This is a genomic window from Pseudarthrobacter cellobiosi, from assembly GCF_023913815.1.
GTDB classification, from domain to species: domain Bacteria; phylum Actinomycetota; class Actinomycetes; order Actinomycetales; family Micrococcaceae; genus Arthrobacter; species Arthrobacter cellobiosi.
On record NZ_JAMXBK010000023.1, the window covers coordinates 69,130 to 87,126 of the forward strand.

A 17,997-nucleotide genomic window follows, 5' to 3' on the forward strand; every position below is an offset into this window, starting at 1 on the left:
AGGTTTGTGTCAGGAAGCGCCTGTCCGTCAGGAAAGCAGCTGCCGCTTGGAGGAGATCACTCCGGTGTCGAAACCGGCCAGGTGCAGCCCGCCATGGAACCGGGCATGCTCGATCTTCACGCAGCGGTCCATCACCACGTTGAGCCCGGCGGCTTCCGCGTCCGCGGCCACGTCCTCATGCCAGGAACCGAGTTGCAGCCAAAGGGTTTTGGCGCCGGCCGCGATGGCCTCGTCCAGGACGCCCGGGAGGTCATCGTGCTTGCGGAACACATCCACGATGTCCGGGCTCTCGGGAAGATCGGCCAGTGAGGCGTAGGTCGGTTCACCAAGGATCTCCTTGACCACGGGGTTCACGAAGTACACCTTGTACCGCGTGGACGATTGCAGGTACGTCGCCACAAAGTAGCTCGCCCGGGAGGGCTTGTCCGAGGCGCCCACGATCGCAATCGAGGTGGCTGCGCGCAGCAGGTTCAGGCGTTCCGGAGCCGAAGGTCCGGTCCAGGTTCGTTCGCTGGTGCTCATACGTTGGCTCCAATCGTGCAGGAATCCACGGTCCCGACGAGCTCGACCACCGGTTCCGAGGCCGCGTCCAGTGCCTGGTCCAGGTCCCACAGGATGTCGTCGATGTCCTCCAGGCCCACGGAAATCCGGACCAGGTCCTCGGGCACGCCCGCAGATTCCAGCTGGACCGGGCTCAGCTGCTGGTGCGTGGTGGAACCCGGGTGGATCACCAGAGTGCGGGAATCACCCACGTTGGCCAGGTGCGAGGCCAGCTGCAGGGATTCGATGAACTTCTGCCCGGCCGTGCGGCCGCCCTTCACCCCGAAGGAGAACACGGAGCCGGGGCCCAGCGGCAAGTACTTTTTCGCGCGCTCAAAATGCGGGTGCGAGGGAAGCCCGGAGAAGTTGACGTACGCCACCCGGGGATCGGCCTCGAGCCATTCGGCCACGGCCTGGGCGTTTTTGAGGTGTTCGTCCAGGCGCTGCGGCAGTGTTTCCACGCCCTGCAGCAGCTGGAAGGCCGAAAGCGGGGAAAGTGCCGGGCCGATGTCCCGCAGCTGTTCGCAGCGCAGTTTGGTGAGGAAGCCGTACTCGCCGAAATTGCCCCACCAGGAGACATCTCCGTAGGACGCCACCGGCTCGGTCATGGTGGGGAACTTGCCGTTGCCCCAATCAAACCGGCCGCTCTCCACGATCACGCCGCCCAGCGTGGTGCCGTGCCCGCCCAGGAACTTGGTGGCGGAGTGGATCACGATGTCGGCGCCGTGTTCGATCGGGCGCACAAGGTACGGCGTGCTCAGGGTGGCGTCGACCACGAGGGGGACGCCGGCGTCGTGCGCTACCTTGGCCAGGGCCGCCAGGTCCTGGACTTCCGACGACGGGTTGGCCACCACCTCGACGAAGATCGCCTTGGTGTTCTCCTGCACCGCCGCGGCATAGTCCGCGGGGTCGGTGCCGGGAACGAAGGTGGTGTCAACGCCGAAGCGGCGGAGGGTCACGTCCAGCTGGGTGACGGTGCCGCCGTAGAGCTGGGAGGCTGCCACGATGTGGTCGCCGGACTGGGTCAGCGCAGCGAACGTGATGAACTCCGCGGCCATGCCCGACGACGTCGCCACCGCGCCGATGCCGCCCTCCAGCGAGGCGATGCGCTCCTCGAACGCTGCCACGGTGGGGTTGCCGATGCGGGAGTAGATGTTGCCGTACTTCTGCAGGGCGAAGAGGTTGGCGGCATCCTGGGTGTCCTTGAACACGAAGGACGTGGTCTGGTAGATGGGCACCGCACGGGCGCCATGCTCGGCGTCGGGGGTGCCGCCGGTGTGCAGCGCGCGGGTGCGGAAACCGAACTTGCGGTCAGCCATCAGACAGCCACCGACTCGGCGGCTGCGGCAACCGGCGTCCCGGACACGTCCAGCTGGGTGCCGTTTTTGCGGGCCAGGTCGGCTTCGAGTTCGCGGACGATCGGCAGGATGTCCTGGCCGAAGGCGGCGACTTCCTCCTGGAAGTGCAGGTAGCCGGTGAGGAAGAGGTTCACGCCGATCTTCTTGTAAGCCACGATCCGTTCGGCGATCTGCTCCGGGGTGCCGATCAGCTGGGTCTTGAAGCCGTCGTTGTACTGGACCAGGTCCTCGAAGCTGGAGTCGGCCCACATGCCCTTGCCGTCCTTGGTGGACGCGCCGGCTTCCTGCACGGCGTCGCGGAAGCCCTGGACTGCCGGCTTGTGTGCCTTCTCAACGATTTCGCGCAGCGTATCGCGGGCTTCCTTCTCGGAATCACGGGCGATCACAAAGCCGTTGAGACCGAAGCGGGGGGCGGCCAGGGCACCGTCGTTGCCTCGGCCGGTTTCGCCGGACGCTGCCACCACGCCGGCGATATTCTCCTTGAAGCCTTCCAGGTCCTTGCCGTTGGAGAAGTACCAGTCGGCCACACGGCCCGCGGTGGCCTGGGCCGCCGTCGAGTTGCCGCCGAAGAAGACCTCGGGGTGGGCGCGGCCGGGAACGTCCACGGGGGCCGGGTTCAGGGTGAAGTCCGTGATGTTGTAGTACTTGCCGGCCTGGCTGTACTCCTGCTCGGTCCACAGGCCGCGCAGCACCCTGATGAACTCCTCGGTGCGGACGTAGCGTTCGTCGTGCTCCAGCCAGTCAAGGCCGAAGTTGGTGAACTCGTTCTTGAGCCAGCCGGAGACGATGTTGACGGCGGCGCGGCCGTTGGAGATGTGGTCCGCGGTGATGATGTATTTGGCCAGCACACCGGGGTGCCACATGCCCGGGTGGACGGCGGCGATGACCTTGAGACGCTCCGTGGCGGCGAGCAGGGCAAGGCTGAAGGACGTGGCCTCGTGCTGCTTGTCGGCCCCGTAGGACGCGGCATACCGGGTCTGCGTCAGGGCGTACTCGAAACCGGAGTTCTCGGCGATCTGCGCGAGCTTCTTGTTGTAGTCAAAGTCCCAGCCGGTGCGCTGTTCGATCGTGGAGACCACCAGGCCGCCGGAAACGTTCGGCACCCAGTACGCAAACTTGAGCGGCTCTGAAAGGCGGGCAACGTTGCTGATGTCTGTCATGAGTTTTCCTTTACTAGGGTCCGCTCGCGCAGGACGTCCTGGATTCCGGCGATCGCCGGTTCGTTTTGGAGCGAGGTGGTGTCGCCCAGGGCGGTCCCCTCGAATAATTGGGTGAGCAGCCGGCGCATGATCTTGCCGCTGCGGGTCTTCGGTACGTCAGGGACGACGACGACGTCGCGCGGCTTCGCGATCGGGCCGATCGCCTTCGCCACGTGGTTGCGGAGCTCCTCGGCGATAGAGCCTGGGCCCACGACCGCCGGGTTCCCTGCCCGAGCTTGCGAGGGGAGGGGGCGGTTGGGGAGCGAAAGCCCGCGCTTTAGTACGACAAAAGCGACAATCGCGTGCCCGGTCTTGGGATCTGCCACTGGACAGACGCCGGCCTCCACCACATCGGGGTGGGACACCAGCGCTGACTCGATCTCGATGGTGGACAGCAGGTGGCCGGAGACGTTCAGGGTGTCGTCCACGCGGCCCAGGATCCAGATGTCGCCGTCGGCATCGTACTTCGCGCCGTCGCCGGCGAGGAACCAGCCCTGTTCCACATACTGGCTCCAGTAGGAGTCGTAGTAGCGGCGGGGGTTGCCCCAGACGGTGCGCGCAATAGCGGGTCCGGGGGTGTCCACCACAATGAAACCCTGGACGCCCGGCGGCACTGTATTGCCGGCGTCGTCCACGATCCTGGTACTGACGCCCGGCAGCGGGCGGGCCGCGCAGCCCGGCTTGAACTCGGTGTCCGTGGGCGCGGGCGAGAGGATGGTGGCGCCGGTCTCGGACTGCCACCACGTGTCCACCACGGGTGCGGTGCCGGCGCCGACGTTCTGGCGCAGCCAGCGCCAGGCCTCGGGGTTCACGGCCTCGCCCACGGTGCCGAGCATCCGGATGGAGGAGAGGTCGTAGCTGCCCGGCACGCCGTCCGGGAACCAGCCCATGAGGGAACGGACCAGCGTGGGCGCGGTGTAGTACTGCGTGACGCCGTAGCGTTCGATGATCTCGAAGTGGCGGCCCGGGTGCGGGGTGTTCGGAGTGCCTTCGAAGATCACCTGGGTGACGCCGTTGGAGAGCGGGCCGTAGATCTCGTAAGTGTGCGCCGTGACCCAGGCGAGGTCCGCCGTGCACCAGTGCACGTCCTGGTCACGGAGTGCGGGATCCGGGTTGCTGAAGAGGTGTTCGAAGCTCCAGGACGCCTGGGTCAGGTACCCGCCGGAAGTGTGGACCAGGCCCTTGGGCTTGCCGGTGGTCCCGGACGTGTACATGATGAACAGCGGCGTCTCGGCGTCGAACGCCTCCGGTTCGTGGACTTCCGCGGCGCTCCCGACGGCGTCATGCCACCACACGTCGCGGCCTTCAGTCATGGGGACGGCGGCCAGGTCCTCCGGCGCCGTGGTGCGGTTGATGACCAGCACGTGTTCGATCGCGTTGTCCCCGGCGACGGCGGCATCCGCGTTGTCCTTGACGGGCACGGCGACACCGCGGCGGAACTGGCCGTCCGTGGTCACCAGGAGCCTGGCGCCCGTGTCTTCGACGCGGAACTTCAGGGCTTCAGCGGAGAAGCCACCGAAAACGAGCGAGTGGATGGCGCCTATGCGGGCCACGGCGAGGGTGATGATGACGGTTTCGGGGATGACCGGCAGGTAGATGACCACGCGGTCACCCTTGGTGATGCCCAGGGCCTGCAGGGCGTTGGCCGCCTTGGAGACTTCGCACTGCAGCTCCGCGTACGTGATGGCTCGACGGTCGCCGGGCTCGCCCTCGAAGTGGAGGGCCACCTTGTCGCCGTGGCCCTTGGCTACGTGGCGGTCCACGCAGTTGAAGGCGACATTGAGCTTGCCGCCCTCAAACCAGGTGATCTCCGGGCCTTTTCGGGCTGCGGCGTCGGCCGGGACGCGGCGGTGGGCCGTGTGCCACGGCTTGCCGCCGGACGTTCCTGCTGGCTGGGCCCAGTCCAGGCGGAGGGCCTGCTGTTCCCAAAATGCCACATTGTCCGGTTGTGCTTCGCCGCGTGTTTCTTCGTGGTGCTGGGCTGCTTCGTGCTCCGCCGTGTGCTGCGCGGCGGTGGTGCTGCTGTGGCGCGCCGGCCCTCCCGACGGTGCGCCGTGCACGGCGACGTCGTTGGGCTCGGTCGAGGACCATCCCGATGAGCTGCTGGAAGGGCCGGGCGCGTCACGCAGCCCTGCTTCGACCGCCGTCGCGTTCGAAGTGGATTGGGGAGAGCCCAGTGCGGCGGCCGCTGCTGCGGCGCTGACGGGACTCAGGGTGGACAGAGACGTGGCAGAGGATACTTCTGATGTCATAGATGTGCTCCATCGATCCTGGCGGTAGCACCCTTCACTGTTTGCCGAGGATGGTCGCCTCAACGGGTACAGCGTTTGGTCAGGGATGCTGCGGCTTCATCGATCCAGGTCTCTCGGCCGCTCGGGATGGTCACTTCCACTACAGCTGACCGTACGCTCTGCGCCAAATCGGGGTCCGCGGAACGTAATATTCGTTCACGCCAGGCATTGACGCCCGCTATTCATTCAAATATTCGATCAGGGGCCGCTCAGGGGACGATGTACGCTTGCGTCATGGTCCACGTCAACGATCCTGCCGTGATTGAGCGCCTGATGCGAAACAAAGGGCGGTGGGCCATCGTGGGCCTGACCACCAATGAGTGGCGTGCCGCCTACGACACCTCGCTGTTTATCCGCGACCGGCTCGGGATGGAGATCATCCCGGTCAACCTTCCCGGCCACCCTGTCCACGGCGAAACCGGGTACCGCACCCTGGGTGAGATTCCCACTGAAAAGCAACCCCTCGACGTCGTCGACTGCTTTGTGAACTCGCAGAAGGTCGGGGCGGTGATGGACCAGGCAATTGCGGTGGGCGCCAAAGCCGTGTGGTTGCAGCTGGGTGTTATCGACGAAGCGGCAGTGGACCGTGCCAAGGCCGCCGGCCTGGACGTGGTGATGGACGTTTGCCCCGCGCAGCAGGCGTGGAAGTACAACCTCTGACTGGTTCCCTGGACGCGCAGCTCCCGCGGCACGCGCGTGCGCGGCAGGCTCAGGGTTGGGCGACGATCAGCGCTGCATCAGTTCCGGGTAGTGGCGTTCGGTCACATCGGGATGGGCGCGCATGCGGCCCTTGAGCATGTTCAGGCCAAAGGACGCGAGCATCGGGTTGGACGGATCGTCGGAGATGCCACGGGCCTGGGCTTTGAGCTCGGGAGGCAGTGGCACCGGATCGATCACGGCATCCAACCGCGGCGACCAGAAGAAGGGGACTGAGTAACGGTCCACGCCGGGTGGCGGCGCCTGAACCCGGTGGATCGTGGCGGCGAGGTAACCTTCCGTGGCCACCTCCAGCATTTCGCCCAGGTTCACCACGAGTGCCCCGGGAACAGGCTCAACCGGTGCCCATTCACTGGTCCCAGGCGGCAGCACTTCCAGCCCGCCCACCTCGTCCTGGAGGAGCAGGGTGACGAAACCGTAGTCGGCGTGGGAGCCTACGCCCTGGTCGCCGGCCGCCTCCACCACGCCGCCGACGTAATGCACCAGCTTGCCCATCCAGGCCGGTTCGTTGCCGAAGGGCTCGTCGAAGTGGTCCTCCGGCAGCCCCAGGGAAACCGAGATCCCACGCAGCAGCTCCATGCCCACACTGGACATCAGGTCGGCCCAGGCCATGGCCGCCGGCTTGAGCTCCGGCAACGCCTCCTCGGGCCACATATTGTGCCCCTGGAGGAGCCAGTACGGCTGATCGGCCGGATAGTTGTGGACGGGCTCGCGATCCGGGGAGTAGTCGATCTGCTCGCGGGCGTCGGCCCGTCCCTGCGTGATTTCAGTGCCCATCCGGGTGTAGCCGCGGAAGTGCGGTGAAATCCTGTTGTCCAGCTTCATCCGCTCCTCGAGGGGCAGATCGAAGAAGCGTTTGATGAGGGCCAGCAGCTCCTGGGCCTGGCCGGGGGCGGCGCCGTAACCAGTGATTTGGAAGAAGCCCACATTGTGGGCGGCGTCCCGCAGCTGGTCGATGAATTCCGGGCTAAAGGAGCCGTACGGCTGGCGTGCGGCGCTCATGTCCAGAACGGGGATGATGGCCTGATCGGGTGACATCTTCGCAGACTAGCACCGCCGGGAAGGGCTTTATAGGCTCGGTCCATGGACGCAGCCCAACTCAAGGCAATATGCCTGTCATTTCCCGGTGCCTTCGAGGATTTTCCCTTCGGTCCGGAGACCTCCGTGTTTAAGGTCCGGGCTGCCGTAGCAGGTGGCGCGCGGCACGAAGCCAAGATGTTTGCGGCGTCCGCAATGAACCCCGACGACTGGTCCGTGAGCTTGAAATGTGAACCCGCCCTGGCTGAGCAGCTGCGGGCCGCCCACCCGGAAATCACCGGCGCGTGGCACATGAACAAGACCCATTGGAACGGCGTGCGGCTGGACGGAAACCTGCCCGACGCCATGGTCCGGGACATGGTGGAGGATTCCTACGATCTGGTGGTGGCCTCCCTGAGCCGCAAGCAACAGGAGCAGCTGGGATGGGCGCGGCTGTCCGGTTCTTCGGGTGAGCCCCGTTGACCGGGGAGCGCCTGGCTGCCGGCGGCCTCAACTACCCGGGCATCGGCTCCACCGAGCACGGCCGGGCGCCGGAAGGCTACCCCTGCCTCGTATCGCAGGAGTACCTGGGTGAGGGGTTGGCGCTCTACCGCCGGGTGGCGTACGGAATCCTTACATGGGAACTGCAGCGTCGGTCCGGACTGCGCGTCCGGACCGAGTCCGACGTCGTGATCCCCGGCGCGCGCGTGGTGAGCGGGTTCGGCGTCGGGCCTTTCCGTATTAATGCCCCGTGCGAGGTGGTCTGGGTGCGGCGGCCGGTGCCGGGAGACGGCCCCCAGTCAGCGGGCTTCGGCTACGGCACGCTGCCCGGCCATCCTGAACGCGGCGAAGAAGCCTTCGAAGTTGAGATCGGCGCTGACGGGCGGGTGTTCCTGAAGATCACCGCCTTCAGCAGGCACGCGAACTGGTTCTACCAGGCGGGAGGCCTGCTGGCCCGGGCGGCGCAACGGCACATCACTTCGCGATACGTTGGAGGGGCACGCCAACTCGCCGCAGGTGAAAGCTGATCAGGAGAAGGTACATGCTGGACCAATCGACCCTTGACCGCCTATGGAACTTTGGGGATCCCGAGCTGTCCGAACAGCGCTTCCGGGACGCCCTTGCTGACCCAACCTACGACACCTACGAAAAGGCCGAACTCGCCACGCAGCTTGGCCGGGCCATTGGCCTGCAGGGCCGCTACGAGGAGGCGGATGCCTTGCTGGACTCCGTGGACGGCGAGGAAGAACCCACCGTCGGCGTGCGGATCCTGCTGGAACGCGGACGCGTCCTGAACTCCAGCGGCCACGCCGCCATGGCCGTACCCCTGTTCGAACAGGCAGCCGAGCTCGGCGATCACCTGGGTGAGGAGTTCCTGGCCGTCGACGCGCTGCACATGTTGGCCCTGGCAGACTCCGCCCATGCTGAGCTGTGGACCCGGAGCGCCCTCGAATACGCCTCTACCGCTCACGATCCGCACACACGGCGCTGGATGGTGGCGCTGCACAACAACCTCGGCTGGACTTTGCACAGCGCCGGCCGTTTCAACGAGGCGCTCGTGGAGTTCCAACTGGCCGAACAGTGGGCGGAACGGGCCGGAACCCCTGCGCAGCAGCAGGCTGCACGTGAGGCCATCCAGGCCTGTGACGTGGCCCTGGCCGCAGACTGAACAACCCACACCCCTGCAACAGAAGGAATACCGCATGATCTTCATCGTCGTTAAGTTCAAGGTCAAACCCGACTGGTCCGAGCGCTGGCTCGGCCTCGTTGACGGCTTTACCCAAGCGACGCGGGCGGAGCCCGGCAACCTGTGGTTCGACTGGTCCCGCAGCGTGGAGGACCCCAACGAGTTCGTGCTGGTGGAAGCCTTCAAGGACGACGCCGCCGGGGACCACGTCAACAGCCCCCACTTCAAGCAGGCCATGGCGGACATGCCGCAGGCGCTGGCCGAGACGCCGCGAATCATCAGCCGCCAGCTCGACGGCGACGGCTGGGACCGGATGGGCGAACTCACCATCTGACCGACGTCGATTGCTCCGTACGGGCCCTTTTGACCCTCCATAACGGCTCTTACGGAGCAATCGATACGATTGCTGCATGTGGATCGGCTGGATTGAATTCGACATCCTCCTCGGCGACGTCCAGAGCCTGAAGGAGAAACGCTCCGTCATCAGGCCGCTGCTGGCCGAGCTCAAGCGCCGCTTCGATGTGTCCGTAGCGGAGGTGGGGGACCACGAACAATACCGGCGCTCGCAGGTGGGCGCCGGCCTGGTGGCAGCAGACCGGGCGCATCTCGTGGAGGTGCTCACCGCCGTCGAACGCTTTGTGGCCGCCCGGCCGGAGTTTGAACTGCTCAGCTCAAGGCAGCGGGAGCTCCACAGCGAAGACTGACCCATCGATTGCTCCGTAGGCGCCCTTTTTGCGTGCCCAAAACGGCGCCTACGGAGCAATCGATGAAGGCTGTGGATAACTTCTGCAGCGAACGCGGCAGTCTGCTCTGATGAATCCATGAAGACCCCGCGCCCGCTGCCCGAGGAACTACAGAACCGTCCGTTCACAGTTGTCGAGGCGGCGCGCGCGGGAGTGTCGCACAAGCGGCTGCGACACCGGGCACTGCATCGACTCGGCAAGGGGATCCGGTCGGAAAGCTCGACGGCGGAGCTCCCCTTGAGTGAGAGGGTCCGGCCCTTCATTGAGGTCAACGAGCGATGCGCCGCGTCGCACCTCACCGCGGCGGCGATGCTCGTGCTGCCGCGACGTCAGCAGAAGGGGAATCCGGAGATGTTTCACGTCATCAGGCCTGAGGGCTCGGCACACCTGAACCGGCCGCATGTCATTGTGCACCGCATGAAGCTTTACAGCGACGAGGTCACCACAGTTGACGGAATTCCCGTGACCACTCCGGAGCGAACCTGGCTGGACATGGCGGAAATGCTCACGGTGGACGAACTTGTGGCCATGGGGGACAGTTGTGTTCGCGTGCCGAGGGCGGCGTTTGAGGACAGGGACATGCCTCTCTGCAGCCTGGCAGATCTTCAGCGAATGATCGACAGGCACAAGGGAAAGCGCGGGCTACGCAGGGCCAAGGAAGCCATCAAACTCATCCGGGTGGGCTCTGACTCGCCGCAGGAGACGCTGTTGAGGCTGGCCATGGTCAGGGCGGGGCTGCCGGAACCGGAGGTGAACGTGCCGATCATCGGCGACGACGGTAGACGCCATCACGAGCCGGACCTGTCCTACCGCAAGTACCGGATCGGGATCGAGGACGAAGGTGAACAACACGGTGAGGACGGGCAGATCGTCCGGGACATCACGCGTTCTGAAAAGTACCACACGCTGGGGTGGACTGAAGTCAGGATTTCCAAGCGGCACATGCTCAATGACGCCAAGCCTGCGGTCGCCAAGGTCCGCACAGCCCTGGTACAAGCCGGATGGCGGTCCCGGCCTTAACGAACGATTGCTCCGTAACCGCCGTTTTGAGGGTTCAAAAGGGCGGTTACGGAGCAATCGACGGGAGGGGACTAGCCGAAGTACTTCGGCAGGGTTGCCTCGTGGGCTTCGCGGAGGGCGTCCAGCGACATGGTGTCCACGCCGTTGATCTCCAGCTTGTTGCTCGCTGCGTCCACCACGCCGATGCGGGTGTGGGCAAAGCCGCGGGCCGTGCACATGTCCTTGAACCGGACTTCCTCGGAGCGGGGCACGCCAACAACTGCGCGGCCCTGGGACTCGGAGAACAACGCTGTGAACAGGTCCACGCCGTCGCGGTCCAGAACGTCCTGCAGGGCGATCCGGGCACCCACGCCGTAGCGCAGTGCGGACTCCACCAGGGCTGCCGCAAGCCCGCCTTCGGAGAGGTCGTGTGCGGAGTCCACCATGCCGTCTCGGGACGCGTTGATCAGGATTTCGCCCAGCTCGCGTTCGGCGGCGAGGTCAACCTTGGGCGGCAGTCCACCGAGGTGACCACGCATGTTGGCCCACTCGGAGCCGTCCAGTTCAGCCGCCGTCGTACCCAGCAGGTAGATGGCCTGGCCGTCCTCACGCCAGCCCGACGGAGTGCGTCGGGCGACGTCGTCGAGCTTGCCCAGCACTGCCACCACGGGGGAGGGGTGGATGGGCGTGGTGCCGGTCTGGTTGTACAGCGAGACGTTGCCGCCGGTGACCGGGATGCCCAGCACCATGCAGGCGTCGGACAGGCCGCGGATGGCCTCCGCGAGCTGCCACATCACGTCCGGGTCCTCGGGGGAGCCGAAGTTCAGGCAGTCGCTGACGGCCATGGGCACGGCGCCGGACGTGGCCACGTTGCGGTAGGCCTCGGCCAGCGCCAGCTGTGCGCCGTGGTACGGATCAAGGTAGGTGTAGCGGCCGTTGGCGTCGGTGGCCAGGGCAACGCCCAGGCCGGTTTCCTCGTCCACGCGGACCACGCCGGCATCGTCCGGGAACGCCAGGGCGGTGTTGCCGCCCACATACCGGTCGTACTGGTTGGTGATCCAGGCCTTGCTGCACATGTTCGGCGAGGCCACGAGCTCGGAGACGGCGGCTGCCAGTTCCGCGGGGGCGGAGGGGCGGCCGGTGTCCTGTACGGAGCCGGTGAAGGAATCGGCCTGTACGGAATCCTGCCATGAGGGGCGGGCGTACGGGCGGTCGTAGACCGGGCCGTCGTGGGCCACGGTGCGCGGGTCGACGTCCACGATGACTACGCCGTCCCAGGTGATGATCAGGCGGCCGGTGTCGGTGACCTCGCCGAGCCAGGAGTACTCCACGGCCCATTTGTCCATGACAGCTTCGAAGGCGGCGATGTTCTCCGGGGTGACCACGGCCATCATGCGTTCCTGCGACTCGGACATCAGGATTTCGCCCGGGGTCAGAGTGGGGTCGCGGAGCAGGACGGAGGTCAGTTCAACTTCCATGCCGCCGTCGCCGTTGGAGGCGAGCTCGGACGTGGCGCAGGAGATGCCTGCGGCGCCGAGGTCCTGGATACCCTCAACCAGCGAGCCCTTGAACAGCTCGAGACAGCACTCGATCAGGACCTTCTCGGCGAAGGGGTCGCCGACCTGGACGGCGGGGCGCTTGGACGGCTTGGTATCGTCGAAGGACTCGGACGCCAGAACAGAGGCGCCGCCGATGCCGTCGCCGCCGGTGCGGGCGCCGAACAGGACTACCTTGTTGCCCTTGCCGGAGGCGTTGGCCAGGCGGATGTCCTCATGGCGCATCACGCCGACAGCCAGCGCGTTAACCAGCGGGTTGCCTTGGTAGACGGAATCGAACACCATTTCGCCGCCGATGTTCGGCAGGCCCAAGGAGTTTCCGTAGCCGCCGATGCCGGCAACGGCACCGTGCATCACGCGGGCAGTGTCTGGGTGGTCGATGGCGCCGAATCGCAGCGGATCCATCACAGCCACCGGGCGAGCGCCCATGGAGATGATGTCGCGGACAATGCCGCCGATGCCGGTTGCGGCGCCCTGGTAGGGCTCCACGAACGACGGCGAGTTGTGGGACTCGATCTTGAACGTCACGGCCCAGCCGTCGCCCAGGTTGGTGACGCCGGCGTTTTCGCCGATGCCCACCAGCATGTCCTTCTTCATCTCGTCGGTCACCTTGTCGCCGAACTGGCGCAGGTGGTTCTTCGAGGACTTGTAGGAGCAGTGCTCGCTCCACATCACGGAATACATTGCCAATTCGGCGCCGGTCGGGCGGCGGCCCAGGACCTTGACTACCTCATCGAACTCGTTCTGCTTCAGGCCGAGTTCGGCCCACGGCAGTTCAGTGTCCGGCGTCTTGGCGGCGTTCTTGACGGTGTCGATGTTGAACTTCTTGGATGAGGTCTCGACAGGCTCGACCACCGAATTGATCTCGGTCATTTGTTGCCTCCCACAATCTTGTTCAGTACGGAGGTGAAGAAACCCAGGCCGTCGGTGTCGGACCCGCCGATCCCGTCCAGGGATTCGGGGCCGAAGCCAACTTCCACCGCGTGCTCGGGGTGGGGCATAAGCCCCACCACGTTGCCGGCGGCGTTGGAGATGCCGGCGATGTCGCGGCGTGAGCCGTTGGGGTTGAAGCCCACGTATCGGAACACCACGCGGCCTTCGGCTTCGAGCGCGTCCAGGACCTTTTCGTCGGCGATGTACTGGCCGTCCTGGTTCTTCAACGGCACCGTGATTTCCTGGCCGGACTCGTAGTCCAGGGTCCAGGCGGTGTTGCTGTTTTCCACACGCAGGACCTGGTCGCGGCACATGAACTTCAGGTGGTCGTTCTTGATCATGGAGCCGGGCAGCAGGTGCGATTCTGTCAGGATCTGGAAGCCGTTGCAGATGCCCAGCACGGGCAGCTTGGCATCGGAGTTGGCGGCGTCGATGATTTTGGACATCAGCGGCGCGAAGCGGGCAATTGCGCCGGCGCGGAGGTAGTCGCCGTACGAGAAACCGCCGGGGATCACGACGGCGTCCACATCACCCAGGGTGGTGTCCGCGTGCCAGAGCGGCACTGCGGTGCCGCCGGCGAGCCGGACTGCACGGGCGGCGTCGCGGTCGTCAAGGGTGCCTGGGAAAGTAACAACGCCGATCCGGGCACCGGCGAGCCGGGGCTCGGCGGCGACGGCAATTGCCTCGCCGATCAAGGGAAGTTCAGTCATCTCAGGCCTCGACGACCTCGACGTTGACGACGTCTTCGATCACGGGGTTGGACAGCAGGGTCTCGGCGGCTTCGCGGGCCTGGGCCAGGATTGCGTCGGTCACCTCGCCGTCAACCGTCAGTTCAAAGCGCTTGCCCTGGCGGACAGAGCTAAAGCTGGTGAAGCCCAGACGGGGGAGTGCACCCACGATGGCCTTCCCCTGCGGGTCCAGAATCTCGGGCTTGGGCATGACGTCAACAACGATCCGGGGCATCCGGCAACTCCTGTGCGTGAGCATTGGGTAAGGGCGCAGCGGAGTCACGCCGTCTTACGCCGTTCCGGGATGCTGGGGACGTTCTTTTTCGAACAGTGTGGACGGGCGCTCCGCGAGCTTGCTAGGCCATTCTACCGGGCCGAGCGCCGCACCCTGTATTCGGTGGGATCGGCCACAGTCATCGCGGCGGGGCGGGCTTTCGGGAGGTGGAGGACGACGGCGGCTATGGCCTCGCGGAGCAAGCGTCACTAGGATTACCGCATGGCTGAAAAATCGAAATCTCTGCTGTTGCCGATGATGGCCGTGGCCGTTTTTGCCGGGCTGGGCCGGATGGTTATGCAGAAGATAAAGGCGGACCGGGCTGCCCGGGAAACGCGCGTGGCCGGCCCCGTGGACGAAAAGACCCGCCAGTGGATCAGTGACGTGGTTCGGACGCCCAGGCAGTAGGCGCCCGCCCCTTATCTAGGCCTCAAGTCTTTGCCCAAACCTCAACCGGGCGTCTCTGAAGGGGGGCGCCCGTTTTTGTGCCCCGCCGCAAGTGCCCCTGCGCCGGCTGCCCTGCTGAAAATGTACTGATCCCGAACGCCCTGTCCCAGGCCTCTCCCAAGCAACTTGCGGAAACTCCTAGCCATGTGACGCTCTAAACACTATGGTCGTAGGACGTCGTATGTGGCAGGTGGTATCCCCTCGGGTGCCAAGACCGCCCTCACGGCCGAATTCTCCCGATCCGCCGCCCCGCGGCGCCTTGAAAGGATATGGATTTGCGATTTTCTACTAAGCGGAACAGGCACCGAAGTATTGGCCGAACCGCAGGAGCCGGGCTGGTAGCGCTGGCGCTGCTGGCCGGATCCGGGATCGCCGCGCAGGCGGCACCGATCCCCCCGAACAACCCCACCGCTCCTCCCGGCTCATTCGCGGAGGCCAACATCGGCGCCGACCGGACTGCGGCGAACTTCTTCCACCGGATCCCGGCCCTGACCTACCTGGGCAACAACGTGGTGCTCGCTTCGTGGGACGGCCGCCCCGGCAGCGCCGCAGACGCTCCGAACCCCAACTCGATCGTGCAGCGCCGCAGCACCGACGGCGGCCAGACCTGGGGCCCCGTGCAGGTCATCGCCGCCGGCCACGTGGGCGACGCCACGGGCCCCAAATACGGCTACAGTGATCCGTCCTACATCCACGACGCAGAGGCCGGCAAGGTCTTCGCGCTGTTCGTGTACTCCAAGGACCAGGGCTTCTTCGGCAGCCAGTTCGGCAACGACGACGCCGACCGCAGCGTGATCTCCTCCGCCGTGATCGAATCCTCCGACGGCGGCGTCACGTGGACGCAGCCAAGGCTCATCACCAACGTCACCAAGCCGGGCACCAGCAAGACCAGCCCGGTGGCAGGCGATATCCGCTCCAACTTCGCGTCCTCCGGCGAAGGCATCCAGCTCAAGTACGGCCAGTACAAGGGCCGCCTGATCCAGCAGTACGCCGGCGATGTGCGCCAGGCCGACGGCACCAACAAGATCCAGGCCTACAGCGTCTACTCGGACGATCACGGCGTGACCTGGCACAAGGGCGCCAACGTGGGCGACCGCATGGACGAGAACAAGACCGTGGAACTTTCCGACGGCCGCGTACTGCTGAACTCGCGCGACAACGCCAACCAGGGCTACCGCAAGGTGGCCATCTCCACTGACGGCGGCGCCACCTATGGTCCGGTCACCCAGGACACCGAACTGCCGGACCCGGCAAACAACGGTTCCATCGCCCGGATGTTCCCGGACGCGGCTCAGGGCTCAGCGGACGCCAAGAAACTCATCTTCACCAACTCCAATTCCAAGACCGGCCGCGAGAATGTCTCTGCCCGTATCTCCTGCGACGACGGCGCCACCTGGCCCGGTGTGCGCACCGTCCGCACCGGTTTCTCCGCCTACTCCACGGTGTCCCGGCTGGAGGACGGCAAGTTCGGTGTCCTGTATGAGGGCAACTACACGGACAACATCCAGTTCGCGAAGTTCGACGACGCTTGGCTGAACTACGCCTGCGCCCCGCTGTCCGTGCCGGCCGTCACCACGGCCCCCGGTGCCACCTCGCAGGTGGCAGTCACGGTCACCAACCAGGAAGCCGCCACGCTCTCCGGCGCCAACGCCACCGTCTACACCCCGGCCGGCTGGACGGCCACCACGGTGCCCGTGCCCGACGTCGTGCCAGGCGCCTCGGCGACCGTCAACGTCGCCCTGACCGCCCCGGCGAACGCCAGCGGTCCTCAAAACCTTAACGCTGCCTTTACGACGGCGGATGGCCGGGTTTCGCAGTTCACCTTCACGGCCACCGTCCCGGTTGCTCCGCAGGTGGGGCTCACCATTACCGGAACAGCCCCGGCCCGCGACGTCATCGCCAGCCCTTATCAGGCGGGCGACGTCCTGAGCTATACGTTCGCGGTCAAGAGCACAGCCAACGTGACGGCGAATTCCGTTCCAGTGTCCGGCAACTTCGAAACCGGCTTCCTGCCGCCGGCACAAGGCGCACCCAGCGCACCCAATTGCCGGTTCAACAACCTGGCCGCCGGTGCCACCTACAACTGCACCACGGCCAAGCACACGGTGACCGCAGGGGACGTCGAGCGCGGCTACTTTGTTCCCCAGGCGAGCTTCGCCATCACGGCCAGCGCGACGCCGTCGCTCACCAAGACGGTTCCGTTCACCGGCGCCGCTGTGGCACTGCGTGATGGTCTGGTTTCCGCCAGCATCACCGGCGCCCGTGCGGACTCCGGCCGTGACCTCGCCACCGCACCGTACGCCGCCGGCGACGCTGTTCCGTACACCTTCAGCGTGAGCAACACGAGCCCGCTTGTCGAAAAAGTGGTTCCCACCGCCGGCAACTTCAGCCCGTTCGTCCCAGAAGGCCCGGGCAACTGCCGCTACGGCGTGCTGCCGGCCGGCCAGGGCTACACCTGCGCCACGCCTCGCCACACCGTGACCGCTGCCGAGGCGGAGCAGGGCTACTTCGTTCCGAAGACCACCTGGGAAGTCGGCTCGGCAGGCCAGAGCAGCAAGATCTACACAGTGGACGGCGGCGAAGTGGACCTGAAGGTCCGCGACGCCAAGCTGGAAGGCACCGTTTCCGCTGAGTGGACCGACGCCGACGGCGACCGTTTCGCCAGCGAAGGCGATACGGTCTCATACGCCTACACCGTAGGCAACGCCGGCAATGTCTCCCTGACCGGGCTCAGTGCCCCGGACGCTTCCATCAGCCAGGAGGCCCTGGCTGTGGGCGGGACCGTGACGGCAACGCGCGAGCATGTCCTGACTGCTGCCGACATCGCGGCAGGCCGCCTCGACGCCGTTTCGTTCGAAGCAATGGCCACCAACGGCGCCAAGCAGGTCACGGCCACGGTGACCGGCGGCGCACTGCTGCTGAATCTCCAGCCGGCACAGCCCGAGACGGTCCCCGTCCTCGCTGTCCAGGATCTCGAGGAGCAGACGGCTCCGTTCGACCTGGGCACGCAGGACAAGTACCGCAACGGCCAGAAGGTGACCCTGAGGGGTCTCGACTACGGCCAGTGGTACTTCGTGTACCTCAACAAGAAGAGCTACCGGATCGGCTGGATTTTCCCCACTACCGACAACACGGTGGAGTTCATCCTGGCCTCGGGTGTGCAGAGCGGCCGCGACGACGTGGTGGTGCTGGACAAGGACGGCAAGCAGGTCTCCTTCGACCGCCTGCAGGTGACGCCCAAGGGTTGAGCCAGGGTGATTTCCTAGCACCAGAGAAGACCTCCGCATAGGGCCGGACTTACCCAAAGTCCGGCACTACGTGGGGGCCTTCTTTGTTCCCGCTGGTCTCCCGGGCATCCCCTAAACGCTGCATAACTGACGTATACGCCTGATATGTCCTATGTCATATTCAGCTCTCAGTCTGTACTGTTTGTAACGGCTGGTCACAGCATTACAAAATCTGTAATGTCGTGTGCCGTTCCCAGCTGCTCCAGACCGGCACGTGGCCG

17 protein-coding genes are annotated in these 17,997 nt (G+C 65.7%); 9 read left to right on the forward strand and 8 right to left on the reverse strand.

Annotated elements, in window-relative coordinates:
- Positions 1–27 precede the first annotated feature (27 nt).
- Genes NG701_RS09470 through acs form a run of 4 tightly spaced genes read right to left on the reverse strand, consistent with a single transcriptional unit; the run spans position 28 to position 5,349 of the window.
- Complete coding sequence (locus NG701_RS09470) at positions 28–522, reverse strand: CoA-binding protein (RefSeq protein WP_252566856.1); 495 nt, start codon at positions 520–522, stop codon at positions 28–30.
- Positions 519–1,859 (reverse strand): O-acetylhomoserine aminocarboxypropyltransferase/cysteine synthase family protein, encoded by a 1,341-nt coding sequence (locus tag NG701_RS09475; protein ID WP_252566858.1) that lies wholly within the window; start codon positions 1,857–1,859, stop codon positions 519–521. The genes NG701_RS09470 and NG701_RS09475 overlap by 4 nt, the downstream gene beginning before the upstream one ends.
- Positions 1,859–3,058 (reverse strand): dimethylsulfone monooxygenase SfnG, encoded by a 1,200-nt coding sequence (gene sfnG, locus NG701_RS09480; RefSeq protein ID WP_252566860.1) that lies wholly within the window; start codon positions 3,056–3,058, stop codon positions 1,859–1,861. The genes NG701_RS09475 and sfnG overlap by 1 nt, the downstream gene beginning before the upstream one ends.
- Positions 3,055–5,349: an acetate--CoA ligase gene (gene acs, locus NG701_RS09485; RefSeq protein WP_252566862.1), complete on the reverse strand. Its 2,295-nt coding sequence runs from the start codon at positions 5,347–5,349 to the stop codon at positions 3,055–3,057. Before acs ends, sfnG begins: the two co-directional genes overlap by 4 nt.
- Before the next feature lie 273 nt (positions 5,350–5,622).
- On the opposite strand from acs, the gene NG701_RS09490 reads away from it, so the two are divergent.
- Positions 5,623–6,048 carry a CoA-binding protein gene (locus NG701_RS09490; RefSeq protein WP_252566864.1) on the forward strand — a complete coding sequence of 142 codons (426 nt, stop codon included), beginning with the start codon at positions 5,623–5,625 and terminating at the stop codon, positions 6,046–6,048.
- A 66-nt stretch (positions 6,049–6,114) separates the two neighbouring features.
- Here NG701_RS09490 and NG701_RS09495 read toward each other — a convergent pair whose 3' ends face one another.
- Positions 6,115–7,143, reverse strand: coding sequence for an isopenicillin N synthase family dioxygenase (locus NG701_RS09495; protein WP_252566866.1), 1,029 nt, complete (start codon positions 7,141–7,143; stop codon positions 6,115–6,117).
- 45 nt (positions 7,144–7,188) lie between these two features.
- Between NG701_RS09495 and NG701_RS09500 the strand changes: the two genes are divergently transcribed.
- From NG701_RS09500 to NG701_RS09525, 6 genes are all read left to right on the forward strand, one after another.
- Positions 7,189–7,605 (forward strand): MmcQ/YjbR family DNA-binding protein, encoded by a 417-nt coding sequence (locus tag NG701_RS09500; RefSeq protein WP_252566868.1) that lies wholly within the window; start codon positions 7,189–7,191, stop codon positions 7,603–7,605.
- Positions 7,602–8,150, forward strand: a complete 549-nt coding sequence (locus NG701_RS09505; protein ID WP_252566870.1) for a DUF1990 domain-containing protein — start codon at positions 7,602–7,604, stop codon at positions 8,148–8,150. The genes NG701_RS09500 and NG701_RS09505 overlap by 4 nt, the downstream gene beginning before the upstream one ends.
- A 14-nt stretch (positions 8,151–8,164) precedes the next feature.
- Positions 8,165–8,791, forward strand: coding sequence for a hypothetical protein (locus tag NG701_RS09510; protein ID WP_252566871.1), 627 nt, complete (start codon positions 8,165–8,167; stop codon positions 8,789–8,791).
- A gap of 34 nt (positions 8,792–8,825) precedes the next feature.
- The gene (locus NG701_RS09515) at positions 8,826–9,143 is read left to right on the forward strand and encodes a putative quinol monooxygenase (RefSeq protein WP_252566873.1); all 318 of its coding nucleotides are present in this window, start codon (positions 8,826–8,828) and stop codon (positions 9,141–9,143) included.
- A gap of 76 nt (positions 9,144–9,219) precedes the next feature.
- Positions 9,220–9,513, forward strand: coding sequence for a DUF503 domain-containing protein (locus tag NG701_RS09520; protein WP_252566875.1), 294 nt, complete (start codon positions 9,220–9,222; stop codon positions 9,511–9,513).
- Positions 9,514–9,630: 117 nt separating this feature from the next.
- Entirely contained in the window at positions 9,631–10,572 is a 942-nt protein-coding gene (locus NG701_RS09525; protein WP_252566877.1) for a type IV toxin-antitoxin system AbiEi family antitoxin, read from the forward strand.
- A gap of 71 nt (positions 10,573–10,643) precedes the next feature.
- Here NG701_RS09525 and purL read toward each other — a convergent pair whose 3' ends face one another.
- From purL to purS, 3 genes are read right to left on the reverse strand one after another with little or no spacing between them, the layout of a single operon-like run.
- A complete protein-coding gene (gene purL / locus NG701_RS09530; RefSeq protein ID WP_252566879.1) occupies positions 10,644–12,980 on the reverse strand; it encodes a phosphoribosylformylglycinamidine synthase subunit PurL in 2,337 nt (778 codons plus the stop codon).
- Positions 12,977–13,750 (reverse strand): phosphoribosylformylglycinamidine synthase subunit PurQ, encoded by a 774-nt coding sequence (purQ, locus tag NG701_RS09535; protein ID WP_252566881.1) that lies wholly within the window; start codon positions 13,748–13,750, stop codon positions 12,977–12,979. The genes purL and purQ overlap by 4 nt, the downstream gene beginning before the upstream one ends.
- 1 nt (position 13,751) lies before the next feature.
- Positions 13,752–14,003: a phosphoribosylformylglycinamidine synthase subunit PurS gene (gene purS, locus NG701_RS09540; protein ID WP_056631212.1), complete on the reverse strand. Its 252-nt coding sequence runs from the start codon at positions 14,001–14,003 to the stop codon at positions 13,752–13,754.
- Positions 14,004–14,264: 261 nt separating this feature from the next.
- Here purS and NG701_RS09545 point away from each other — a divergent pair, with 261 nt between their 5' ends.
- Positions 14,265–14,450, forward strand: coding sequence for a hypothetical protein (locus NG701_RS09545; protein WP_252566883.1), 186 nt, complete (start codon positions 14,265–14,267; stop codon positions 14,448–14,450).
- A 314-nt stretch (positions 14,451–14,764) separates the two neighbouring features.
- On the forward strand, positions 14,765–17,737 hold the full coding sequence (locus tag NG701_RS09550; protein WP_252566885.1) for an exo-alpha-sialidase: 2,973 nt from the start codon (positions 14,765–14,767) through the stop codon (positions 17,735–17,737).
- Positions 17,738–17,997 lie beyond the last annotated feature (260 nt).